General features: G+C 59.1%; 17 protein-coding genes and 1 pseudogene. 13 read left to right on the forward strand and 5 right to left on the reverse strand.

The genetic code is table 11. The annotated features are described in order from the left end of the window. Nucleotides 1–4: 4 nt before the first annotated feature. Both AC06G5_RS14060 and AC06G5_RS14065 read right to left on the reverse strand, forming a co-directional pair. Nucleotides 5–364: an MmcQ/YjbR family DNA-binding protein gene (locus tag AC06G5_RS14060; RefSeq protein ID WP_480459706.1), complete on the reverse strand. Its 360-nt coding sequence runs from the start codon at nucleotides 362–364 to the stop codon at nucleotides 5–7. Continuing rightward, a complete protein-coding gene (locus AC06G5_RS14065) occupies nucleotides 361–1,269 on the reverse strand; it encodes a LysR substrate-binding domain-containing protein (RefSeq protein ID WP_085717517.1) in 909 nt (302 codons plus the stop codon). Before AC06G5_RS14065 ends, AC06G5_RS14060 begins: the two co-directional genes overlap by 4 nt. 131 nt (nucleotides 1,270–1,400) lie before the next feature. On the opposite strand from AC06G5_RS14065, the gene AC06G5_RS14070 reads away from it, so the two are divergent. Beyond that, entirely contained in the window at nucleotides 1,401–2,012 is a 612-nt protein-coding gene (locus tag AC06G5_RS14070) for an FMN-dependent NADH-azoreductase (protein ID WP_413427481.1), read from the forward strand. Nucleotides 2,013–2,180: 168 nt separating this feature from the next. Next, nucleotides 2,181–3,218: an alpha/beta hydrolase family protein gene (locus AC06G5_RS14075; RefSeq protein ID WP_413427482.1), complete on the forward strand. Its 1,038-nt coding sequence runs from the start codon at nucleotides 2,181–2,183 to the stop codon at nucleotides 3,216–3,218. A 517-nt stretch (nucleotides 3,219–3,735) separates the two neighbouring features. Here the strand turns inward: AC06G5_RS14075 and AC06G5_RS14080 are convergent. Beyond that, nucleotides 3,736–4,932, reverse strand: coding sequence for an MFS transporter (locus tag AC06G5_RS14080; protein WP_480459709.1), 1,197 nt, complete (start codon nucleotides 4,930–4,932; stop codon nucleotides 3,736–3,738). 219 nt (nucleotides 4,933–5,151) lie between these two features. After that, nucleotides 5,152–6,738, reverse strand: coding sequence for an ABC-F family ATPase (locus AC06G5_RS14085; protein ID WP_033044478.1), 1,587 nt, complete (start codon nucleotides 6,736–6,738; stop codon nucleotides 5,152–5,154). Nucleotides 6,739–7,229: 491 nt separating this feature from the next. Between AC06G5_RS14085 and lpxO the strand changes: the two genes are divergently transcribed. The 10 genes and pseudogenes from lpxO to AC06G5_RS14135 all read left to right on the forward strand — a co-directional run. Continuing rightward, nucleotides 7,230–8,129 (forward strand): lipid A hydroxylase LpxO, encoded by a 900-nt coding sequence (gene lpxO / locus AC06G5_RS14090; protein WP_413427484.1) that lies wholly within the window; start codon nucleotides 7,230–7,232, stop codon nucleotides 8,127–8,129. A gap of 106 nt (nucleotides 8,130–8,235) precedes the next feature. After that, entirely contained in the window at nucleotides 8,236–8,580 is a 345-nt protein-coding gene (locus tag AC06G5_RS14095; RefSeq protein ID WP_480459711.1) for a hypothetical protein, read from the forward strand. Between the two features lie 67 nt (nucleotides 8,581–8,647). After that, nucleotides 8,648–9,799 carry a PQQ-dependent sugar dehydrogenase gene (locus AC06G5_RS14100; RefSeq protein WP_480459712.1) on the forward strand — a complete coding sequence of 384 codons (1,152 nt, stop codon included), beginning with the start codon at nucleotides 8,648–8,650 and terminating at the stop codon, nucleotides 9,797–9,799. A 204-nt stretch (nucleotides 9,800–10,003) separates the two neighbouring features. Beyond that, nucleotides 10,004–12,382 (forward strand): type VI secretion system Vgr family protein, encoded by a 2,379-nt coding sequence (locus AC06G5_RS14105; protein ID WP_480459714.1) that lies wholly within the window; start codon nucleotides 10,004–10,006, stop codon nucleotides 12,380–12,382. A gap of 55 nt (nucleotides 12,383–12,437) precedes the next feature. After that, the gene (locus AC06G5_RS14110) at nucleotides 12,438–15,017 is read left to right on the forward strand and encodes a glycoside hydrolase family 19 protein (RefSeq protein ID WP_480459715.1); all 2,580 of its coding nucleotides are present in this window, start codon (nucleotides 12,438–12,440) and stop codon (nucleotides 15,015–15,017) included. Nucleotides 15,018–15,132: 115 nt separating this feature from the next. Beyond that, nucleotides 15,133–15,927 carry a hypothetical protein gene (locus AC06G5_RS14115; RefSeq protein WP_413704912.1) on the forward strand — a complete coding sequence of 265 codons (795 nt, stop codon included), beginning with the start codon at nucleotides 15,133–15,135 and terminating at the stop codon, nucleotides 15,925–15,927. Nucleotides 15,928–16,077: 150 nt separating this feature from the next. After that, nucleotides 16,078–16,254 (forward strand): PAAR domain-containing protein, encoded by a 177-nt coding sequence (locus AC06G5_RS14120; RefSeq protein WP_413704911.1) that lies wholly within the window; start codon nucleotides 16,078–16,080, stop codon nucleotides 16,252–16,254. A gap of 77 nt (nucleotides 16,255–16,331) precedes the next feature. Continuing rightward, nucleotides 16,332–17,489: a hypothetical protein gene (locus AC06G5_RS14125; RefSeq protein ID WP_480459717.1), complete on the forward strand. Its 1,158-nt coding sequence runs from the start codon at nucleotides 16,332–16,334 to the stop codon at nucleotides 17,487–17,489. 10 nt (nucleotides 17,490–17,499) lie between these two features. Beyond that, nucleotides 17,500–20,862, forward strand: coding sequence for an ImcF-related family protein (locus AC06G5_RS14130; protein WP_480459718.1), 3,363 nt, complete (start codon nucleotides 17,500–17,502; stop codon nucleotides 20,860–20,862). Nucleotide 20,863: 1 nt separating this feature from the next. Next, nucleotides 20,864–20,980, forward strand: a pseudogene (locus tag AC06G5_RS14135) (helix-turn-helix transcriptional regulator); the annotation flags it as partial. Between the two features lie 113 nt (nucleotides 20,981–21,093). On the opposite strand, the gene AC06G5_RS14140 reads toward AC06G5_RS14135, so the two are convergent. Further along, nucleotides 21,094–22,191: a GNAT family N-acetyltransferase/peptidase C39 family protein gene (locus AC06G5_RS14140; protein WP_480459720.1), complete on the reverse strand. Its 1,098-nt coding sequence runs from the start codon at nucleotides 22,189–22,191 to the stop codon at nucleotides 21,094–21,096. A 93-nt stretch (nucleotides 22,192–22,284) separates the two neighbouring features. Here AC06G5_RS14140 and AC06G5_RS14145 point away from each other — a divergent pair, with 93 nt between their 5' ends. Continuing rightward, entirely contained in the window at nucleotides 22,285–23,871 is a 1,587-nt protein-coding gene (locus AC06G5_RS14145; protein WP_480459722.1) for a RimK family protein, read from the forward strand. The last annotated feature ends 2 nt before the right edge of the window (nucleotides 23,872–23,873 follow it).

Below are 23,873 nucleotides of genomic sequence, written 5' to 3' on the forward strand. Positions count from 1 at the left end.
GGCCCTACAGCAGGAGTCCGACTTGAGTGCGCTTTGGCAGTCTGCTCACCACCAATTGGTGGGAACGCTGCAGCAATTCCTGTAGTTCTTCGTTACCGAGCGGGTAGGGCGTTTCCATGATGATCCACTGGGCACGCGCCAGATAAGGCGCCGGGTGAATCCCCGGGCGGTCGCAATGACCAAGAAACACATCCTTGTCGACCTTGAAGGCCAGGGAGTCACCCCGCAGGCCCTGCAAGGCGAACATCTTGTTCCCGGCAATCGAAAACACCCGTACACCACCCCATTTGTAGTCTTCCCGCGCTCCAGGCAGGGCGAGGCAAAATTGCGCGACATCCTCTTCGCTCATCCGTCCAGCCTTCATAACAATCGTTCCCCACAGGCATTGAAAGATTCAACCAGATGATCAATCCAGGCGCGTACCGCCGGCATCACCCCGCGTCGATGAGGATAGACCGCTTGCAGCCAGCCACCGGGCAACGACCAGTCGGGCAACAACTGCACCAGTGAGCCGTTTTCCAGTTCCTGCTCGCAATACATCATGGGCAGCATGGTAAAGCCCTGGCCGGAGAGGGTACTGGCCTTGCGCACGATAAAGTCATCAATGCCCAGCCGGGCCTCGAGCGCGAGTTCACAACTTTTGCCTTTTTGATCCAGCATGCGGATGTGCACCATGCGGTCGGCTTCCAGTGCGCCGAGCACCGGCAGGCTTTTCAGATCCTCGGGATGGTTGATCTCACGTCCGACGAGAAAACCGGGACTGGCGACCATCAGCATCTGCGCCTGACGCAGCCGGCGGGTGACCAGCAGCGGGTCTTCGTCGCCCGGTTCCCGCACACGCAGGGCAACGTCAATGCCTTCGTTCACCAGGTCAACCCGCCGGTTGAGCAGCATGACCTCCAGCTGGACTTGTGGAAACCGTTCCAGAAAGTCGCTGATCACCCCCGGCAATATTTCGTGGGCCAGCCCGACCGGGCAGGACACCCGTAAACGCCCGCGGGGCTCGCTGGACATGCTGGCCACGGCCTCGTCGGCCATTTCCGCCTCCAGCAGCATTGCCTGGCAGTGCCTGAGGTAGCGTTCACCCACGGCGGTCAGCTTCAGCTGTCGAGTGGTGCGTTGCAGCAAGCGCGCGCCAAGGCGTTCTTCCAGTTCGGCGATGCGCCGTGACAGTCGTGACTTGGGGATGCCCAGCAATCGTCCGGCTGCCGCGAATCCCCCGGCTTCCACGACTTTGGCGAAGTAATACAGGTCGTTGAGGTCTTGCATGATGTGAGCCTGATTGTTCTATCTGTGAGACGAACTATCGCATTATTGCCGTCTAATCAGCTATTGGTTTCGTATGTAGGATTAGTCCCATCAGATCGCCCTTGTGGGCGATCCTCACTTGGAGATCCCACATGAAACTGCTGCATATCGATTCGAGCATTCTTGGCGACAACTCGGCTTCCCGTCAGTTGAGCGGCGAAGTCGTTAAAGCCTGGCAAACCGCCGAGCCAACCGCCGTGGTGACTTACCGCGACCTGGCCGCCGACGCGATCAGCCACTTCTCGGCCAACACTCTGGTCGCCGCCGGCACCACCGCTGAACTGCGTAATGCCGCACAACAGCACGAAGCCGAACTGAGCGCCTCGACCCTGGCCGAATTCCTCGCCGCCGATGCCGTGGTGATTGCCGCGCCGATGTACAACTTCACCATCCCGACTCAACTGAAGGCCTGGATCGACCGCATCGCCGTTGCCGGTCAGACCTTCCGTTACACCGAAGCCGGCCCTGAAGGCCTGTGCGGTGGCAAGAAAGTCGTGATCGTCTCGACTTCCGGCGGCATTCACGCCGGTCAGGCGACCGGTGTTGCCCACGAAGAATATTTGAAGTTGCTGTTCGGTTTCATCGGTATCACTGACATCGAAATCGTCCGCGCCGAAGGCCTGGCCTACGGTGACGACGTTCGCAACAAAGCCATGAGCGCTGCTCACACGCAAATCAGCGAGCAGCTGTTCGCCGCTGCGTAAGGCTTGCGTAAAGAACGCAACCGTTCAGGTAACACCCAAAAAAACTCTGTATTCTGGTTACGCAAGTACCAGTTACGGAGTTTTTTGTTTCTGGTCGTTTCAGATTGTGGCTCGACTTATGCAGTCAAGGGTTCACGTCTCAAGTCCGGTAACAAGGTGGGGCATCCCATGATGCGACTTTGTGCAACTTTACTGATTTGCCTGCTCAGCAGCCTGAATACAGTGCACGCAGCACCTGCACCGCATCCTCACTGGAGCGTCGGCTTCCATGAGATGACTTTTCTCGATCCGTTGGACCTGCAGCCGATGCGCGCCATCGCCTTCTATCCTTCCAGTGACTGGGAGCACACCAGCAAGCTAGAGGGTTACACCGTCGAAGCCGGGGAAGACAGCAAAGTCGCCATTGGCCGGTTCCCGATGCTGATGCTGTCCCACGGTAATACCGGCACCCCGCTGGCTCTGCACGATCTCGCCACATCACTGGCGCGTAAAGGCTTTGTCGTGGTGGCGGTGATCCATCCCGGTGACAACTCCAGGGACCACAGCCGCCTCGGTACTTTGAGTAACCTGTATGGCCGGCCGATCCAGATTTCCGAAGCCATAACCGCTACCCTGGGCGACCGTATGCTGTCGCCGTTCGTCAATGCCGATCAGGTGGGCGTCATTGGCTATTCGGCCGGTGGCGAGACCGCATTGATCCTGTCCGGCGCGACCCCGGACCTCGATCGCCTGCGCCGTTACTGCCAGGAACGTCCCGATGATCGCGACGCCTGTAACACCCGGGGTGAATTGATTGTCGACCGCGACGACCTGCAACCGGTGGCTGATCCTCGCGTCCACGCCTTGATGCTGATGGCGCCGCTGAGCCTGAAATTCGGCCGCCACACCCTGGCCGATGTGCATGTGCCGGTGCTGCTTTACAGCGGCGATGGCGACAAGCTGGTGGCTGTCGACAAGAACGCCGCAGCACTGGCGCGCAAACTGCCGACGGCGCCTGACTTCAAGCTACTGGCTGGAGCAGGGCACTTCGTCTTCATGGCTCCGTGCAATGACGAGCAGATCGTGATCATGCCGGCGCTGTGCACCGATGCCGATGGCGTCGATCGGCAAGACATTCACCGCAATCTGATCTCTGAAGCCGGAAGCTTCTTCTCACGGACTCTGGGCAGGGCGACCCGGGCCGGGATGCAGACCGCCGATCAGTAAACTTGTGATCGGCGATCGCAGGGTTCAATGACTTTTTGAAAAAACATTTTCCCATGTTGAGTTCGGAAAGATGGTTCGCGGACCGGTTTGATAAATGATGTCACTGATTTTTTAAAACACTGGAAAGTGCCCGCACATAGCAGGCACTCACTATGGATATGGTTTCTGACTTTCCGGGCGTTGGGCACTACTCCTCAGTTGCTCAACACTGAACGGGCAGCACTCATCGCCGATCTCGCCGAGATCATAGCAGACACCGTTATGGCAGATCTGCTGAGCGGAGTCTTGTGCATTTGCATTGGAGTAAAGTGAAATCAGCAAGGGCGGAACGAGCAGGGTCAGCGGTAATAGACGCATATCAATTTCCTGTATTTATAATCTAGGTGAGTTCAGCGCATGTGATTCTGCCTCCATCAATAATTAAAACAACGATAGCACTTTGAATTGATATGTTCGGGGTGTTTCATGTTTGTTTTAAATTGAAATGCATTAGTTGTTGTTTCTTTTTGGGCTGTTTCTAGTGCGATGCGCTCGCCGATTTACGTGCCAGCAATAAAGTCAGTCCCAAACCCGTCACCGACAACAACGCCGCACTGAAGAAAATCCACGCATAACCCAGGTTCAGCGCCACTGCGCCCATCAACGGGCCGGCGATGGCCAGCGCCAGGTCGAAAAACACCGCATAAGCACTCAAGCCCGCGCCCCGACTGGAGTCAGGTACCTGCTTGATGGCCTCGACACCCAGTGCCGGGTACACCAGGGACAGGCCGAATCCGGTCAGGCCGGCGCCAATGAGCGCATACCCGGTCGAAGGAGCCAGCCACAGCAGCACCAGGCCAACCGTCTCGATGCACATGCAGGCAATGGCGGACGTGAACCCGCCGAAACGGCTGATGGCGGAAATGAACAGCAGCCGCGACAGAATGAAACACACCCCGAACACGGTCAGGCAGTAAGCTGCGCCGGTCCAGCCGCGATTGACGTAATACAAGGTGATAAAGGTCGTCAGGGTGCCGTAGCCAATGGACGCCAGGCTCAGGCTCGCGCCAAACGGCGCAATGCGCCCGAACACCGCCCAGAACGGCAGACGCTCACCGCGCACCACGGGCACCGAGGGCTTGTTGCGAATCAGCAGCAGTGCGGCCAGGGCCAGCAGCGACAGGGCGATGCCGAGGCTGGTGAAACCGAGTTGTTGCACCATTACCACGCCCAGCGGTGCACCGATGGCAATCGCACCATAGGACGCAATGCCGTTCCAGGAGATCGACCGCGCGGTATGCTCAGCGCCCACCTGGCCCATGCACCAACTGATGGTGCCGACACCGATCAACCCTTGGGCGATCCCCAGCAACAGGCGCCCGGCGATCAAGATCAGCAGACTGAGCAAGGGAAAGCCTTGCAACAGAGTCGACAGCAAGGTCAACACGCCACTGAGCACGATGCCGGACAAGCCATAGATGATTGCGCGCTTGGTGCCGACGCTGTCGGACATCCGCCCGGCCATGGGCCGGCTGAGCAGGGTAGCGAGGTATTGTGAGCCGATGGTCAGCCCGGCCACGATGGCGCTGAATCCGAGTTGTTCGTGGACATAACCCGGCAATACCGCAATCGGCAAACCGATGCAGAGGAAGGCAATGAAGGTATAGAAAACGATGGAGACGATCTGCAGGGTGATCGCAATGGAGCTTTGCGGAGCAGCTTGCTGCACAGACATGAGGGCTCGTTCGCGGGCGGCGGTGGGAGAGCTGCATGATGGCGCGGCGTTGCGATAAAAGAAAGCAGGCTAACTAATTTTTGCAGTTAACCTGACTGTAGGAGCGAGCTTGCTCGCGATGGACGACAACGATAACGCGTGCAACCTGAATGCACGCGTTATCCAGACGTTTTTCGCGAGCAAGCTCGCTCCTACAAGTGCAAGTGCAGCGAGGTGTTTTTAGAACACCACACCCTGGCTGCGCAGGTAGTCGTCGTAGGTGCCGCTGAAGTCGGTCACGCCATTAGGGCTCAACTCGATGATGCGGGTGGCCAGGGACGATACGAACTCACGGTCGTGGCTGACGAAGATCAGCGTGCCCGGATAGTTTTCCAGCGCCAGGTTCAGCGCCTCGATCGATTCCATGTCCAGGTGGTTGGTCGGTTCGTCCATTACCAGTACGTTCGGCTTTTGCAGGATCAGCTTGCCGAACAGCATGCGGCCTTGCTCACCACCGGAGATGACCTTGACCGACTTGAGGATCTCGTCGTTGGAGAACAGCATGCGACCCAGTGTGCCGCGAATGATCTGCTCGCCCTGAGTCCACTGGCCCATCCAGTCGAACAGGCTGACGTCGTCTTCGAAGTCATGGGCGTGGTCCTGAGCGTAGTAGCCCAGCTCCGCGCTTTCGGTCCACTTCACGGAGCCGGCGTCCGGGGTCAGCTCGCCCATCAGGGTGCGCAGCAGGGTGGTCTTGCCGATACCGTTCGGGCCGATGATCGCTACGCGCTCGCCGGCCTCGACGGTGAAGCTGAAGTTCTTGAACAGGGTCTTGCCGTCGAAGCCCTTGGACATCTGCTCGATGGTCACGGCCTGGCGGTGCAGTTTCTTGGTCTGTTCGAAGCGGATGAACGGGCTCACGCGGCTCGATGGCTTGACTTCGGCCAGCTGGATCTTGTCGATCTGCTTGGCGCGGGAGGTGGCCTGCTTGGCTTTCGAGGCGTTGGCCGAGAAGCGGCTGACGAACGTTTGCAGTTCGGCAATCTGGGCTTTCTTCTTGGCGTTGTCCGAAAGCAATTGCTCGCGGGACTGGGTCGCCGCGGTCATGTACTCGTCGTAGTTGCCCGGGAACAGGCGCAGCTCACCGTAGTCCAGGTCGGCCATGTGGGTGCAGACGCTGTTGAGGAAGTGACGGTCGTGGGAAATGATGATCATGGTGCTGTTACGCACCGTGAGAATCGATTCCAGCCAGCGAATGGTGTTGATGTCCAGGTGGTTGGTTGGTTCGTCGAGCAACAGCACTTCCGGATCGGAGAACAGTGCCTGAGCCAGCAACACCCGCAGTTTCCAGCCCGGAGCCACTTCGGACATCGGACCGAAATGCTGTTCCAGTGGAATACCCAGGCCCAGCAGCAGCTCACCGGCGCGGGATTCGGCGGTGTAGCCGTCCATTTCGGCGAATTCGGTTTCCAGCTCGGCCACGGCCATGCCGTCTTCTTCACTCATTTCCGGCAGCGAATAGATACGGTCGCGCTCGGCCTTGACCTTCCACAGCTCTTCGTGACCCATGATCACGGTGTCGATCACGGTGAATTCTTCGTAGGCGAACTGGTCCTGGCGCAATTTACCCAGGCGCACGTTCGGCTCCAGCATGACCTGGCCGCCGGACGGCTCGAGGTCACCGCCGAGAATCTTCATGAAGGTCGACTTGCCGCAACCGTTGGCGCCGATCAGGCCGTAACGGTTGCCACCGTTGAACTTGACCGAAACGTTTTCGAAGAGCGGCTTGGCGCCGAACTGCATCGTGATGTTAGCTGTAGAAATCAAAGGTTTTTCCTGCGAAGCATTCAGAGTAGCTAGGGTTGCGGCAGTACCGGTTCAGTACCCGTTTCCACTGTCCGGACCCCGGGACATTCATCCCGATCGGCAGTGGAAGATCCATCTGGCATTAAGTGGACAGCAGCATGTGGCGCGCCTGGCCCGAGTCAACGTGCGCTGAAAGGGGGAGGTTTCCCGCTCTCAACCTGGGGACGCGTAAAGTTTGGCGGCGATTGTACTGGTCTGGCTCTTTAAACGATAGGGCGTTGAGGCCTGTGCAACGCTTTGGCGGATTTTTGCGGCGACATTTTCGCCGTTGCAGGTTAACTATTGGTTACAAACTGTGGCTAAAATGCCATCTATCGGCCGGATGCCGACCATCGGTATGGTTCGATGGCATCACAGGGCCTCTGTTTCGTATTCAGCCGCTGCACAAGACCGGGAGACCGGGATGCCGGTAAAGGGTGCAGTTTGTTTACTTCTGATGTGTGACGATTTCCGTGAAACTGATCATTGCCGTTATCTACGTTGTCTCCATTGCGTATGTCCATCTGCGTGGTCAAGTGCGCCATAAGCTGGGTCGCCAGTTGAGTGATCACTCGACGTTTCTGGCGCCGATAAACTGCTTTCTTTATCTGTTCTCGAAAATCCCCAACAAGCCGTATCTCGACCCGGCCGACTTCCCCGACCTGCGTCCGTTGCAGGCACACTGGGAAGAAATTCGTGCCGAAGGCCAGAATTTGCTTCACGCCGGCGAGATCAAGCGTTCGAACCAATACGACGACGTCGGTTTCAACTCGTTTTTCAAGACCGGTTGGAAGCGCTTCTATCTCAAGTGGTATGGCGACAGCCACCCCTCGGCCATGAAGCTCTGCCCGCGCACCACCGAGCTGTTGCAGGGTATTGACTCGATCAAGGCGGCGATGTTCGCCGAATTGCCGCCGGGCTCCAGACTGGTGCGCCACCGCGATCCGTATGCCGGTTCGTACCGTTATCACCTGGGCCTGGATACACCCAACGCCGACGGTTGCTACATCAATGTCGATGGCCAGAACTACCACTGGCGCGATGGCGAAGTGGTGATGTTCGATGAGACCTACATTCATTACGCGGAAAACACCACGCCGCACAATCGCATCATTTTGTTCTGCGACGTCGAGAGGCCGATGAAGTATCGGTGGGCAGCGGCATTCAATCGCTGGTTCAGTCGCAATGTCATGTCGGCGGCTGGCGCGCCGAACGAGGCGGGCGACAGGACCGGAGGGCTCAACCGACTGTTCGGCAGGATCTACAAGGTTCGCCTGCGCGGCAAGCAACTGAAAAAGCGTAACCGCACGCTTTACTACCTCGAAAAATGGACGATCTTTGCCGGATTGCTGGCAGTCTTCATTCTGATCTGAGAGGTGTTCTGTTACATCTTCCCGGGGAGGTTTTTGTTAACAAATCCGAACCCCGGGCGTAGCGTGGTATCGAAGTCCTTATCCACGCGACGTAGAGAGGCACCCCATGAACCGATACGTGTTTGGCGCCATTGCGCTAGCCTTGAGTGCCATTCTGGGCCCCCAGGCACAGGCCGATGCCTCTGCTTCGTTGCAATTGGCCCAGAACCTGCCAGGCCGCACCAACAACCCTTACAACAGTCCGGTTCAGCGGGCCAATCCCAACAGCATGCAAGGCACTCAACCCAGTGCCCCGGCTATACGCGGACCGAATACCGTTCCGATCCAGCGCTCGCCGACGCTGGACAACGGCGGCATCGGTAATCGCTATCCCGAGCGGAGCGTTCCTGCCAACCCGCCGAAATTCATTGCCAATCCACCCCCACGAGACATCGGTAACAACATCCCTTGAGTGGCAGTCAGGTCGTCTGCCCGCTGTTTTTCAGCAGACCTCATGTTGATCAGAAAAGGAATCGTGCATGTTGCGCAAAAACCTGTTGGCACCCCTCTGTGCCGGCGCATTGATCACCGTCACTTGCACTGTGCTTGCCGCGCCCACCCAGACGATGAAAAGCGAAGAAGGCACCCTTGAGGCCACCCCTGTCGTGACGGGGCTGGAGCACCCCTGGGCGCTGGCGTTCTTGCCGGATGGTAAAAGCATGCTGGTAACCGAACGCCCGGGCAACCTGCGGCTGGTCACTGCCGACGGCAAGCTGTCGGCACCGCTCAATGGCGTACCAACGGTCTGGGCCAAGGGGCAGGGCGGCTTGCTGGACGTGGCGTTGTCACCGGACTTCAAGCAGGACCGGATGGTCTACCTGTCCTATGCCGAAGGGGGTGGCGAAGGTAACAAGGCCGGTACTGCGGTGGGCCGCGGCCGGCTCTCCGAAGATATGACGGCGCTCAAGGATTTCCAGGTGATCCTGCGTCAGGAACCCAAACTCTCGGTCGGCAACCATTTTGGCTCGCGGCTGGTGTTCGATCGCGACGGCTATCTGTTCGTGACCCTGGGGGAAAACAATGACCGCCCGACCGCCCAGGACCTCGACAAGCTGCAAGGCAAAGTGGTGCGAATCTACCCGGACGGCACGGTACCCAAGGACAACCCCTTTGTCGGCCAGGCCAACGTGCGTCCGGAAATCTGGTCCTACGGACAGCGTAACCCGCAAGGCGCGGCACTCAATCCATGGAACGGCACGCTGTGGGAAAACGAACACGGCCCTCGGGGCGGCGATGAAATCAACATCATCGAGCGTGGCAGGAATTACGGCTGGCCGCTGGCGACCCATGGCATCAACTACTCCGGTCTACCGATTCCCGAAGCCAGGGGCGATACCGTCGAAGGCACAGTTTCCCCGAACCATGTCTGGGAAAAGTCCCCGGGCCTGAGTGGCATGGCGTTTTACGATGCCGACCGCTTCAAGGCCTGGCAGGGCAACGTGTTTATCGGCGCGTTGGCCAGCCAGGAACTGATTCGCCTGGAGTTCAATGGCGACAAGGTGGTGCACGAGGAGCGTCTGCTCGGGGAGCTGAAAAAGCGCATTCGTGATGTGCGACAAGGGCCGGACGGGTATGTGTATGTGCTGACCGATGAAGAGGATGGTGCCTTGTATAAAGTCGGATTGAGGTGAAACTCACACGCCGCCTTCGCGAGCAAGCCCGCTCACACATAGATTCCTACAGGTCCTGAAGATCCGATAGTCCAACATCACGGACGCGTCCTACACGCATTTCGGAAGCCTCCTATTTCAACGCCTGTCCGCTTCCAGAAAGCTGTCGAGCGCTTGAACGGGGATGGAAATGAAGCCTCCCCGAACGCCCAGGGAGGCCCATACTTGAACACCGTTCCGCCCGTCTTCTTCGACCACAGCCGCCACAAACTCTGGGTCGACGAGCTCGAGACCCACCTCGACGTCCTCGCCTTTGACGGCCAGGAGCACCTGAGCCAACCCTTCAGCTACCACATCGAATTCACCAGCACCGAGCAGGACCTCGCCCCGGAACAACTGCTTGGCAAGCAAGCCCGTTTCAGCCTGTACGCCGCCAAACAGCCACCGGTGATCAAAGGCCTGCCCATCCCTGTAATCACACCGCTGCGCACCCTGCACGGCGTGATCACCGCCTTGCAACGCCTCTCCGGCTCCCGCGACGAAGCGCGTTATGAAGTCACCCTGCAACCACGCCTGGCCCTGCTCGAGCGCGGCCGCCAATACCGCATCTACCAGCACCAGTCGGTGCCGGAGATCGTCGAGCACGTCCTGCGCAGCCGCCACCAGTTTGCGTATCAGGACTTCGTCTTCGACCTGACCCGCGAATACCCCCGGCGCGAACAGGTCATGCAGTATGGCGAAAGCGATCTGGCGTTCATCAGCCGGCTGCTGGCCGAGGTCGGCATCTGGTACCGCTTCACCAGCCATGAACGCTTGAGGATCGACGTGGTGAATTTCTGCGACGGCCAGCGCGGCTACCAGTTCGACGTCGAGCTGCCGTTGCGCCCGCCGGCCGGCCTGAGCAGCAGCGAAGACGGCGTGTGGGCGCTCAAGACCCGCCACCAGGTGGTGGAAAAACACGTCAGCGTCCGCGCCTACCAGCATCGCGACGCCCGAGCCTACCTCGACGCCGATGTCGACCAGACCCGCGGCGCCACGACCACCTACGGCGAGGCCTACCACTACGCCGAACCCTACCGCGAGCTCGGCGACCGCTACCAGTTCTATCACGAGCTGCCCGCTGACAACGGCTACTTTTATGCCCGTCTGGCCCACGAGCGCTACCTCAACCGGCAGACCCTCATGAGCGGCACCAGCAGCAGCGCCACTCTGGCGCCGGGCCAGGTGCTGACCATCAGCGACGGCGCGCCCCAGGCCTTCAGCCCGCGTTGCACGATCATCGGCGTGCGGACCCGCGCCGCCCGCGATGCCAGCTTCGAATGCGATTTCGAAGCCATGCCTTACTCGGAATACCTGTGCTTTCGCCCGCCACTCGTGGCCAAACCGCAAATCGCCGGCACCGTCCCGGCCCGGGTCACCAGCGGCCAAGCCCACGACAAATACGCCGAGATCGACAAGGAAGGCCGCTACAAGGTCAACTTCCTGTTCGACCGCGACAGCTGGAAACTCGGCCAGGAAAGCCTGTGGCTGCGTCTGGCCCGGCCCTACGCCGGCGACACCCACGGCCTGCACCTGCCCCTCATCTGCGGCACCGAAGTCGCCATCGCCTTCGAACAGGGCGACCCCGACCGCCCGTACATCGCCCACGCCCTGCACGACAGCGAACACCCGGACCACGTCACCCTGGCCAAGCGCGACTACACCCGCAACGTGCTGCGCACCCCGGCCAACAACAAGCTGCGCATGGAAGACGAGCGGGGGCAGGAGCACGTCAAACTCAGCACCGAATACGGCGGCAAGAGCCAGCTCAACCTGGGGCATCTGGTGAATGCCGAGAAGCAGAAGCGCGGGGAAGGCTTTGAGCTGCGCACGGATGATTGGGGGGCGCTACGCGCGGGCAAGGGGCTGTTCATCAGTGCCGACGGCCAACCCAAGGCGCAAGGCCAAGTGCTGGACATGAGCGCCGCCGTGGACCGCCTGCAACAAGCCGGCGAACAACTGCAAAAACTCTCGGTCGACGCCCAGGCCGCCGGCGCCGAGCCGGCGGACGTAAGCGCGCAACTGCAACTGCTGCGCGAAGATCTGGAAGAGTTGAAGTCTTCAGTGCTGCTGCTCAGCGCCCCGCAAGGCATCGCCCTGACCAGCGGCCAGCACCTGCAACTGGCCGCACAAAACAACCTGATGCTCAACGCCGGCGGCGAAGCCGACCTCAGCGTGGTCAAGCGCCTGTTCATCGGCGTCGGCCAGGGCCTGAGCCTGTTCGTACGCAAGCTGGGGCTCAAGCTGATTGCCAATCAGGGGCCGGTGCAGATTCAGGCGCAGAACGACAAATTGGAATTGTTCGCCCGCCATGGGCTGGACATCACCAGCACCGAGGATGAAATCCGCATCACGGCCAAGAAGAAAATCCTCCTCAATGGCGGGGGCAGCTACTTCAGCCTGGAACAGTGCGGTATCGAGTCGGGCACGGCGGGGGATTACAAGGTCAAGGCCGCGCATTACGAGTACAGCGGACCGGCCAAGCAAGTGCTGGAGACACCCGTGATGCCGCCGTTGAGCGAATACGCGACCAAGCGCCTGGGTCTGACCAAAATCTCCGGCTAATCCGGAACGCCATCGCCTCGTACAACGGCGGCTTCATCACAAGGAACGGATCACCATGCTCGGCTACATTTTTGAGGTCATCAAGGACGAGATCAGCTATCGACGCGAGCGAGCCCGGCGCGCCGCGCTGCCACCCCCTGCACCGGAGACGAAGTCGAGTCCCGCCACACCGTCACTCGGCATGCGCATACTCTCGCCACCTCCGCGACCGGCACCCTCAATGCCGCCGCTAAAGAACTGGAGTCACCCCTTCGGCGACCGTGGCAACCCGTTGCAGCAATTGACCCAACTGGCCAACGCCCAAGCCGGTTACTACCCGTTGGGTCGCAATGGCATGTGGCATGGCGGTGTGCATTTCGATTCCGGTACCACAGGCTCCGATGCTCTGTTTCAGGTGCACTGCCTGGCTGACGGCGAGGTCATGGCCTACCGCGTTCCCGAGCACACACCGCTTAGCACCTTTTATCCGGAAGCGGGGGGCACCCTCGAAGCGCCGTTTGCTTCGGGGTTCGTGCTGGTCCGGCATCACCTGCAAGCGCCGAAGATGGATGGCAGCGGCGATGAACCGCCTGGCCTGACCTTCTTCAGCCTGTACATGCACCTGGAAGATTGGGCGCGTTATCAGGCGGACCCAGCGCTAGCACGTCCCGGCTTCTGGCCTCCTGCCCCGGTTCTTCGCGTCAAACCAGACGCGCCCGACAGAATGCCCGGCCACCCGGAACAACGGGGGGCGAATGTCTGGCATAAAGACCATCAGGGCCAAGTAATCGATTTCCTGCCTGTTGGCACTGAGGTGACAATCAGTGGCACCGGTAACTTCCGCAAGCTGGAAAACAGCCGTGGCCCAGCGACCCTGCGCAATGAGGATGATGCGTTACGGGGTTATGTTTCATTCAGCCACCTTGCGCCGAATCACGCAGGCAGTTATCGCGTCAATGTGATCAACGATCCACTTGTGGTCCGTGCTGAACCCGACAGGCATAGCGCAAAGATTGGAGAGTTGCCGAAGGGCACTGAAGTCACCATCAGCGGCGAAGGTGACTTCCGCAAGCTGGAAAGCATTGCCCAGTACGTGCAATTCAAATCGTTGCAGAGTGAGCGCAAACCGCAGGTTTTCGATGACGTGGTGGTACTCGATCAACCAGTGCCCATCAAGGCCGGCGAACTGATCGGGCATCTCGGTCGGTATCAGGAATGTGACGAAACCGCGCCAAAGCAAAAGCTGCATCTGGAGGTCTTCAGCGATGATGACGTGCAAGCCTTCTTCGCCGCCAGCCGTGCCTGGGCCCAGCACCTGCCGAACAAACACAAGACCTGGCTGAAGCTCGCCAAGGGCACGACCGTGGCAGCGCATCAAGATCGCATCAGCGCCAGCCTTTTGCCCATCTGGAGCAGCGACAACCCCCGCAGTGATGCCGACCTGCTGGTACCTAAAAGCCTGCTCGACGGCTTGCCGCCCGAGCGGAAAATCCAGGTGCCCACCGGTGCCAGCGGCAAAACCTACAACTGGTACCGCCTGGAGGGCCTGCTCCATGACGCAGCCGGAAACCTGCTGGACGACGGCTGGGTGCGTGAGGAAGTGGGTGTCACGCCCTGGGTCAGTCCCTGGTCCTGGGAAGGGCACGACGTTCTCTACAACTACGCACTGCCGCAGTTGAGCCTGTCCTATCTGCTGAGTGTCACGGGCATGCTCGGTGAGGAGTCGCAGGACCGCCTGCGCGACCGGGCGGAAAAGTGGGACAAGGGGCGGATGCAGACGCGCTTGTACGAAATCATCGACCGAGACCGCAACGGCAAAATGACCGCCGACGAATTGCAAGCGGCATTGCGCATGCCCGCGAAGGCACAGGCACTGGCGCAGTTGGTGATCTTTAGCGAAAGCGAATGGAACTACCAACAGAGCAAGTGGGATGCCCTGGACGAGGTGTTGGGGCATACCAATTCGGCACCGATTTTGAATTGGGTGGCGGAGAAACAGCGAATGAAGCAGTTGAGCTGGTGGGGTGAGGTGGCGGGGAAGGTGGGGTTGTCTAAAGAGGGGATGGTGTTTCACTTTCATCCGGTGCGTTTAGTCGGTGGTTTTTTGAGTAATAACTATAAGATTACCGTCAGTTTAATAGAAAAAGTAACAGGCAAGACTGGGGCGTGGTTTACGGGGAAAGGTGGTAGCAGAAGGTTCACCAAAGAGTTCCAAGAAAATTATCCGAATGTCTATGGGTTCGATAAGCATAAATTTATTGATCTGCTCAACGATGCATTTGAGCGGCATGGCATAGTTACACCCTATCAGCAAGCGCACTTTGTAGCCCAGTGTTTTCACGAGTCCGCACACTTTGAAACAACGATCGAATTTGCTACGGGAGATGGATACGACCCTGGGGCGCACACTAGTGCTATTGCCAACGGAAATACGGAAGTCGGAGATGGCCAAAAATATAAAGGTAAAGGGCTAATCCAGCTGACATGGAAGAACAACTACAAGGCCTACTCGGAATTCAAAAGCATAGACCTTGTTTCAAGTCCGAATCTAATTGCGGAAAACATGCACTTAGCCATTGATGTTTCGTGTTGGTTCTGGAGAAAAAAGGCGCCATATATAAAAAGCATGAAGCTAAAGGTGATATCAATATACTGATTGACAAGGAGCCGTTCAATGTCAGCCTTGTCACGCTTGCTGTAAATGGCGGAAGTAACGGATTGGGTGAACGAACCGATATATTTAATGCGCTAATGAAGGAGTGGGGGCTAAAGTGAGTTTTCATCAAAGAAATATCTTCTGGTTAATTGTTTTTTTCATGGGTGTCGACCCTCTGTGCAATGTCACTTTGGCTGCTGAAAAAGCTCCAGTAGTGAAAATAGAAAGTCGATCACCTCTTTCTGTTTCATTGCTAGAGCGAGGAGTAAAATACAACCTTTCAATTTCAAAAAAAATCAATGATGAAGTTGAGGGAATCTACACTGATTTGCACCTGCAAGATCTTAATGGCGATGGCATGCATGAAGTTGTGGCAACACTAGATGATCATGGGGGAGTAAACCAATGTTCAAAAGCCTACGTAGTAAATCTGACCGATTACTCACTGGACAACCTGGTTTTCGATAGTGGCCCATTGTGCAACCATAAAGTTGACCACGAATACTTGATTAGCTCGTACAGAGACGGCGCGATCTGGAGAGAAGACATTTACAAAGTTGAAGGGCGTGCGACACAAATAATTTTTGCGGATAGTTGTATAGGGTGTGGCGAGGTCTTAAGAAAAAAATTCGACTTAGGCGGAAATTATTTTCAATATCTTGCACGTGATAACGGGGACTTTAAAGAGCGTCATCCAATATTTGCAGTGGTTTCTTCGATGAGGGCTGAAGTTTTTAGCAGTCCCGGAGTCTTGTCCAGAAAATATTTGACACGTGGGGACAAAGTGATAGTGGTTCAAGTGGATGATTCAAATTCAGGCATCCCCTGGATTCAAGTCAGATTTGAAGGAGAGATAACTACCGATGGGTGGATTAAATGCAGTGACATTGAAAATTGCAATAATCTGTAGGTTTAAACGATAGGTGACTAATCTTTAGTGTGCAGAAGTAAACCGTCAGAAGCACTCATTATCCCAATCCTCTTGTGAAGGAAAAGGGATCTCGGAGTACTGACAGCTCACCGAGAAAAAAGAGGAAACTCAATTTGAGAGGGCTTTAAAATGCGATTGTTGGGATTGATTATATATTGCTTTAGCTTTTTTTGGATTTTGACTGCTATTGCCGCAGAGAGACATCTGGCATTTAAACACAACGGCATTCCAGTCGCCCTTGACGGTCATTCATGCGCCTGTGGTTGCGCATTGATTTCCTCGTTGCCTGAAGCGGAAGCGAGTTAGTCATGCCGGTCAGACTAGATAAAGTACCTCCTCTCGCACTGCGTCCTGCACAACCTGGTTTTTTGCGTTGGCTCGGCTTGCTGTTGCTGTGTTTGTTGCTGGGTGTGGGCGGGGGATTAGTATTTGGTGATGAACCCTTGCCCCAGTGGCCTGTTGATTTCTGGGGCTTGGCCGTAGGTATACCAATCTTCGGTTGGTGTCTGCTGGGTTTCTTGCGAGTGGCGTTGTATCTCGGCCAACAGGGCGTTGCCGATGGTTGGGATGAGGCGCGTGAGGAAGACCTGATCCGTAAAATTCGCCAGGGTCGGCGCTCTCAGCAACTGTTGAGTGTGAGCCTGTACACCGCTTTTCGAAATCCAGAAGATCAGCCAGATGCGCAGTTGAATAAGTTGCGCAGCGGAACTCAATCTCTGAAGGCTCAAGCGACCCGACTGGGCGAAGCACCATTACGCCATAGTCGTTTGCATTGTGGTGCGGATGAATCGTCGAACGACTTGCTGCTGCGGGTGGTGACGCAGGTACTGAGCGACCTGGCGCAAACTCTGGCTCAGGTGCCTGACGACAGGCTATTGGCTTTATTGTTGGAGATCGAAAGCAGCTTTTCGGAAGATTTGTTGTGCCGAGTGTGGCAACAGGCGTGGGCTGAGTCGGGTATTCGCCAAACAACGGTACTCGTCGAGGGCAGTGGATTGGCCGCAGTGGATCACTGGCTCGACCAACGCATCAACGATCAGGCCATGCTGATGGTTGTAGCGTTACATCTTGCGCCGGAGCAGCCCGAAGACACGGCAGAGGTCGCCGTGGGCTTGTTGCTGGGCAACCGCCTGACGCAAACCACCCTGGCGCCGATCGCCTACCTCCACCGTCCTGAGCAGGAGCGCGCGGCGACCGATATCGATCTGCTCTACGCCACGCGCCAGGCCCTCGACTGGGTGCCGCTGCAAGCGCAGGCGGTCGAACGGGTCTGGCGGGCGGGGATCGATGCGCAACGTCAGGCCTCCATCGCCACCGCGTTGATGGACGTGCCCATGCCGGTCCAGCCACCACAGGGTTTGTGCAACCTCGATGCGGTGCTCGGGCAGCCGGGGAAAACCTCCCCCTGGCTGGCCATCGCCGCCGCGGCGCAATCGATTGAGCGCGGTGCTGGGCCGCAATTCATTTTCAGTGGTGGTGGCGCTGCCACGGCCGGGCTTTGGGGCACGGTGTTGATGCCGGTGTCTCCACTTTCGACATAGGAAATTTCGAATGCAGTTTCGACGCTCTGTAGGGATCGGTGTGCTGATCGGCGGGCTGTTGCTCACCGGTCTGGTCTTGGCGGGAGTGCTCTGGCGCTATCCCGAATGGCTGGGGATGGCCGCCGGCAGTGACCGGCAAAGGATCTGGCTGGCGGTGACATCGGTCCTCACCCTCGGGGTGATGTTTTGGGGTGGCCACCATTGGTTGGGGCGGCAACTGGGGCGCGCCGATTATCTTCAGTTCGAGGGGGATGATGCTCGCCAGGCGGCGCCAGTCTCCCTCGAGGAGTCCGTCGAGTCCCAGGTGGCACGAACCATCACGGCGATCAATGAGGACCTGCGCGAACAACACGGCCTGCTCTGGCGCTTCAAGGTTCGCGTGTTCCTGGTGGTCGGCGAACCGGAGCAGATCAACGCCATCGCCCCCAACCTGGCGACGCATCATTGGCTGGAAGGCCACGACACCGTCCTGCTCTGGGGCGGCAGTACGCAAACCGCGGCCAGCGACACGGTACTGCAGCTGTGCCAATGGCTGAGTCGCTGGCGGCCCCTCGACGGCGTCATCTGGGCCCTCAACACACCGCAAAGCACCGACGCCGCCGCGATGGACATCGGCGCCCGCCACCTGCAAGCCCTGGCGCTCAAGCTGCGCTGGCAGTTGCCGCTGCACCTGTGGCAGGTCTGCGACAGCCAGTGGCAACAGGACCAGCGCCAGCCGGTCGGCTGCCTGCTGCCCACCCCCGTGACGCCGCCGGATGTGGAGGACGCGCTGGACAGCCTCCTGCAACCCCTGCGCCACGCCGGCTGGCTGCAGATGCAGGACTCGGTGGACAACGATTTCCTCGTGCGCCTGGCCCGCGATCTGCAGGTCGAGGGCATTGCCCGTTGGCGTCAGGTGCTGGCACCGTTGTTTCGGATTTTTGCCCGGGGCGTGCCGTTGCGTGGTCTGTGGTTCAGCCTGGCGGTGCCGGGCGGCACGGCAGAGGCCGGGCGTCTGTGGCATGTCACGCCGCCCTGGGAGGGCGTGCTCGGTGACCAAACCGTGCACCGTCGCCGCCTGGGCTGGGGCGCCGTGCGCATCGGCTACGCAATGGCCCTGGCCCTGATCGCGGTGTGGGGTGTTGGCCTGCTGCTGTCGTTCGCCAGCAACCGCGTGCACATCACCCAGGTACAGAGCGCCATCACCTCGATGCAACAGGCGCAAAGCGCCGACCAACAACTGCTGGCCCTGCACCAGCTGACCCTAGAGCTGGGGCGCCTGGATGACCGCGTCGAACACGGCACGCCCTGGTACCAGCGGTTTGGCCTGAACAAAAACGACGCGCTGTTCGAGGCGCTGTGGCCGCGTTATGTCGAGGCCAATAACCGGCTGCTGCGCGACCCGGTGGCGGCCACTCTGCAACAGCAGCTCGACGCCCTGATCAAGTTGCCGCCCGCCAGCCCCGAGCGCGCCCGCCGGGCCCCGGCGGCCTACGCCCAGCTCAAGGCCTACCTGATGCTGACGCGGCCGGAAAAGGTCGACCCGACCTTCCTGACCCAAGCCCTGAGCGAGGCGCAACCGCAACGCGCCGAGATCTCGCCCGGCCTGTGGCAACACCTGTCGCCGATCCTGTGGCAGTTCTATGCCGAACAGCTGGCGGCGCATCCCGACTGGCGCATCGAGGCCGACCCGCGACTGGTGGCGCAAGCCCGCCAGGTGCTGCTTGGCCAACTCGGCCAGCGCAACGCCCAGGCCAGCCTCTATCAAAAAGTCCTCGACGACACGGCCAATCATTACCCGGCGCTGAGCCTGCCACATATGGTCGGCGACACCGATGCCCGGGCGCTGTTTGCCAGCCAAAAAACCGTGCCCGGCGTGTTCACCCGCCAGGCCTGGGAAGGGCAAGTGCGTGGGGCCATCAACGCCATCGCCGAGGCCCGTCGCGAGGAAATCGACTGGGTGCTCAGCGACCGCCCGGCAGACCTCGCCGCCGAGCTGACCCCGGAGCAACTCAAGGAACGCCTGACCGAGCGCTACTTCCAGGACTACGCCAACGCCTGGCTGGATTTCCTCAACAGCCTGCGCTGGCAAGAGGTCGACAGCCTCGGCGAGGTCATCGACCAGCTGGCGCTGATGAGCGACGTGCGCCAGTCGCCGCTGCTCGCGCTGCTGAACACCCTGGCGTATCAGGGCCAGGCCGGCGCGCGCGGCCAGGCGCTCGGCGATTCGCTGGTCAAGTCGGCGCAGAAGCTGATCGGCCAGGACCAGGTGCCGCTGATAGAACTGCCAGCGCCAAGCCAGCCGCTGGACGCCAGCTTCGGCCCGTGGCTCACGCTGCTGGGCAAGGACGCCGACGGCAAGGCCGACAGCGAGCGCTTGAGCCTGCACGGCTTCCTCAACCGCGTGACCCGGGTACGCTTGAAATTGCAGCAAATGATCCAGGCGAGCAACCCGCAGGCTATGACCCAGGCCCTGGCGCAGAGCGTGTTCCAGGGCCAGCAGGTCGACCTGACCGACACCCAGGCCTACGGCAGCCTGGTCGCCGCCAACCTGGGCGCGCAGTGGGACGGCGGCGGTCACGCGCTGTTCGTGCAGACGCTGGAACAGGCCTGGCAGCGGGTCCTGCAACCCTCGGTCGCCGGCCTCAACAGCCAGTGGCAACGGGCGGTGGTCAACGACTGGCAGGGCGCCTTCGCCGGTCGCTACCCCTTCGCGGCGACCGCCAGTGACGCCTCGTTGCCGATGCTGGGGCAGATGATCCGCGCCGATTCCGGGCGCATCGAACAATTCCTGCAGCAACAACTGGGCGGCGTGCTGCGCAAGGAAGGCAGCCGTTGGGTGGCCGATGCCCGGCACAGCCAGGGCCTGCGTTTCAACCCGCAGTTCCTCAGCGCGATCAACCAGCTCAGCCACCTGGCCGACGTGCTCTACACCGACGGCGGCATGGGCCTGAGCTTCGAGCTGCAGGGCAAGGCCGTGCGCGACGTGGTGCAGACGACCTTCGTGCTCAACGGTGAGAAACACCACTACTTCAACCAGAAAGAGCGCTGGCAACGCTTCGCCTGGCCAGGCTTCAGCAGCCACCCGGGCACCAGCCTGACCTGGACCAGTGTCCACGCCGGCGAGCGCCTGTACGGCGATTTCCAGGGCACCTGGGGCTTGATCCGCCTGCTGGAACAAGCCCGGGTCACGCCGTTGACCGACAGCGACAGCCACTACCGCGTGCAACTCAAGGCGCCGGACGGCATCGACCTGACCTGGAACCTGCGCACGGAACTGGGCGCGGGGCCGTTGGCGCTGCTCAAGCTGCGGGGCTTCAAGATACCGACGCAGATCTTTGTGGGGGAGAGCGATGCCTCAACAGCTGCTGCGAGAAGCGGCAGGTCTGGGTGAGATGAACATCTCTCCGGAAACCGTGCGTATGCACCGCAAGAACTTGTATTTGAAGTTGGAGGTCGGGGCGCAGTCGGAGTTGTTTGCGTTGTTTATCGAGTGGTTGCGTAAGCATTGAGAGTCAAAAGATCGCAACCTGCGGCCGCTCCTACCGGGAATGCATTTCCCCTGTGGGAGCGGCGATCCGACTTGCTCGCGAAGGCGGTGTCAGGGCTACCACCAAAGTAGCTGCTACCTCTGACCATACAAAATCACAGCCGCCCTCAATTTGTCCCGGCCAAAGCTGCACATCTTCTCGAACTCCCCATGGCTGACCGGCAGGTGCTGGCAGTCCATGGCCTGGCGATGCTGGCTGTGGTCCACATCGGGATCATGCAGATAGACAAATTCTTCATCGCAATCGGTCACCATCACCCAGTGCGGCGATTTGGAGCGGGTCAGGCGATAGCTACTGATCAGCACCAACGGCTGCCCGCCATGCTCCAGCAGTTGAGGAAGATTCAGTGGCCCGCCGATCTCGCACACGACGTCACTGGCAAGCAACTGCGCGGTGAACTCTTCGTGCACCAGACGCATTACGTCTTTTTTATGCTCATCGCGCACCCCGTCAAGGAACAACGGCCCGGCCATGCTCAGTTGCAGGCGCACCCGAAACCCGCGGCGCCAGGCCGCCAATGCCAGGCCTTGCGGGCTGCAGCCACCGTGGCCGGAGGTCATGAACACGGTGGTTGCCTCGCGCCAGATTTGCAGTTCTTCACGCCGCTCCAGCAAACGCCCCCGCTGCAACGCGCCCATGGCCATGAGCAGGCAGGCCGGACCGCAGGTGAAATCGGTGGTCTGTGGGTAGTAGGGCACTTGAATGTTGCGTGATTCGCGGTGCTGGAGGATGCGTTTTTCCAGGCGCAACGCATCGGCGTGGTCCTGATAGTAGTCATGGATCAGGGCAAAGCGCCGGTAACCGTTACGTTCATACAGGGCAATTGCCGGCGGATTGTCGATACGCACCTCCAAACGCAAATAGGCGCAATCGTGTTCCAGGGCAATGGCTTCGACGCGATCGAGCAACTGCTTGCCCAAGCCATTGCCCCGCGCCTGAGCCGCGATGGCAATCGAATACAGACGCGCCAGTGACGTACCTCGATGGAAAAGTACCACGGCGTAACCCAGCAGATGCTCGCCGCACTGGGCCACGAGCAGTTGCCCGTTGGCGCGGCTGATCATCCATTGAAAGCTACGACTGTTGAGCCGATCGGTGGTAAAGCATTGCTCTTCAAGTTGCAGCAGTGCGGGTAAGTCTTCTATTACCGCCAAACGAAAAACTGTATTCATACTGACCGCCGTAAAAGTTGCGTAACGAAACGGGACTTTCGAATAAGTTCGTGCTTAATAGGAAAGGTCTTGTTCTCCAACGGATCAATCACTATGTCAGCGGTACAAGGTCATTGGCGCGAAGTATCCGAGCAAACTGTGCCGACAGCAATCACTTCGGCAACTTATTTAAATGGTACGAATAAAACATCCAGCCAGTTGATTATCATCGTCGAACGCAAGGAAGACTGGGCCAACTATTTTCCCAGCGAGGACATTGTCACGGCCCAGGAGTATCTGGAACAAACCCGCGACAACGAGCAGGGCAAGCGCGTGCAGGTCATCAACCTGTGCCGTAGCTACAAGTACCTGGGGCACGGTTATTACTGCTCGCTGCTGGCTGAAGCCCGTGGGCACAAGGTCATTCCGTCGGTGCGAACCATCAGCGAACTGACCCGCAAATCCCTTTACGGACTGGCGCTGGATGACCTGGATAAAACCCTGGAAAAAGCCCTCAGTCATCATGCCTACAGCGACACTGAAGGCTTTACCCTGACGTTGTATTTCGGCAAGACCAATATCGAACCTTTGCAGGATTTGGCCAGGCAATTATTTGAAGTGTTTGCCTGTCCGATCTTGTTAGTTGAGTTTCGTCGAACTAACGGCTGGCATATCGAAGGCATCAAGTCCGGTGCGTTGCACAAGTTACGAGAGGATCAGGAAGATCAATTTGCCCACTCTCTCGACAGTTTCAGTCGCAAGATCTGGCGTCTGCCGCGCTCACGACGGCTGGCCCGCTACGACCTGGCCATCCTGCGCGATCCTCAGGAAGCCTTGCCACCGTCGAATGCCAAGGCGCTGGACAACTTCGTCCGGGTCGGCAGGACGCTGGGTATCGACGTCGAGCTGATCGAGCGCAAGGACTACGCACGGATTGCAGAATACGACGGTTTGTTGATCCGCGAGACCACCAGCGTCGACAACCATACTTATCGCTTCGCCAAGAAAGCCGAGAGCGAAGGGCTGGTGGTGATGGACGACCCGACCTCGATTCTGCGCTGTACCAACAAGGTGTACCTGACCGACCTGCTCAAGAGTCATCAATTGGGCATGCCCGCCACCGAAATCCTCTACAAGGAGCGACCGGAAGACTTCGAACGGATTGGTGAGCGTCTGGGCTTTCCGCTGGTGTTGAAAATCCCCGACGGTTGTTTCTCCCGGGGCGTGATCAAGGTCGAAAGCCAGCAAGCCTTGCTCGAAGCCACCGCTGAACTGTTCGAACACTCGGTGCTGTTGCTGGCCCAGGAGTTCTTCTACACCGAGTACGACTGGCGCATTGGCGTGCTCAACCGCAAACCGATCTTTGCCTGCCAATACTTCATGTCCAAGGGCCACTGGCAAATCTACAACCACAAGGCCAAGGGTCAGGACATCAACGGTGAATGCCGCACCCTGGCGGTTCACGAAGCGCCTCGGGCGGTGGTGGAACTGGCAGTCAAAACCGCCAACCTGATCGGCGATGGCCTCTACGGCGTCGACCTCAAACAGTCCGGCGACAAAGTGGTGGTGATCGAGGTCAACGACAACCCGAACATGGACGCCGGCATCGAAGACGCCTACCTGCAGGACGATCTGTATTCACTGGTGCTGGAAGAGTTCGTCCGCCGCCTGGAGCTCAAACGTCGCGGCCAGGCCTGGTGAGC

The sequence above is a fragment of the Pseudomonas sp. WT-JTC genome (assembly GCF_056711565.1).

Excerpts from the sequence above, each read along its gene's own strand:
- AC06G5_RS14140 (WP_480459720.1), bottom strand. The coding sequence starts at position 22,191 with ATGAATACAGTTTTTCGTTTGGCGGTAATAGAAGACTTACCCGCACTG.
- AC06G5_RS14095 (WP_480459711.1), top strand. The coding sequence starts at position 8,236 with ATGAACCGATACGTGTTTGGCGCCATTGCGCTAGCCTTGAGTGCCATT.
- AC06G5_RS14070 (WP_413427481.1), top strand. The coding sequence starts at position 1,401 with ATGAAACTGCTGCATATCGATTCGAGCATTCTTGGCGACAACTCGGCT.
- AC06G5_RS14060 (WP_480459706.1), bottom strand. The coding sequence starts at position 364 with ATGAAGGCTGGACGGATGAGCGAAGAGGATGTCGCGCAATTTTGCCTC.
- AC06G5_RS14080 (WP_480459709.1), bottom strand. The coding sequence starts at position 4,932 with ATGTCTGTGCAGCAAGCTGCTCCGCAAAGCTCCATTGCGATCACCCTG.
- AC06G5_RS14100 (WP_480459712.1), top strand. The coding sequence starts at position 8,648 with ATGTTGCGCAAAAACCTGTTGGCACCCCTCTGTGCCGGCGCATTGATC.
- AC06G5_RS14130 (WP_480459718.1), top strand. The coding sequence starts at position 17,500 with ATGCAGTTTCGACGCTCTGTAGGGATCGGTGTGCTGATCGGCGGGCTG.
- AC06G5_RS14110 (WP_480459715.1), top strand. The coding sequence starts at position 12,438 with ATGCTCGGCTACATTTTTGAGGTCATCAAGGACGAGATCAGCTATCGA.
- AC06G5_RS14120 (WP_413704911.1), top strand. The coding sequence starts at position 16,078 with ATGCGATTGTTGGGATTGATTATATATTGCTTTAGCTTTTTTTGGATT.
- AC06G5_RS14145 (WP_480459722.1), top strand. The coding sequence starts at position 22,285 with ATGTCAGCGGTACAAGGTCATTGGCGCGAAGTATCCGAGCAAACTGTG.
- AC06G5_RS14075 (WP_413427482.1), top strand. The coding sequence starts at position 2,181 with ATGATGCGACTTTGTGCAACTTTACTGATTTGCCTGCTCAGCAGCCTG.
- AC06G5_RS14065 (WP_085717517.1), bottom strand. The coding sequence starts at position 1,269 with ATGCAAGACCTCAACGACCTGTATTACTTCGCCAAAGTCGTGGAAGCC.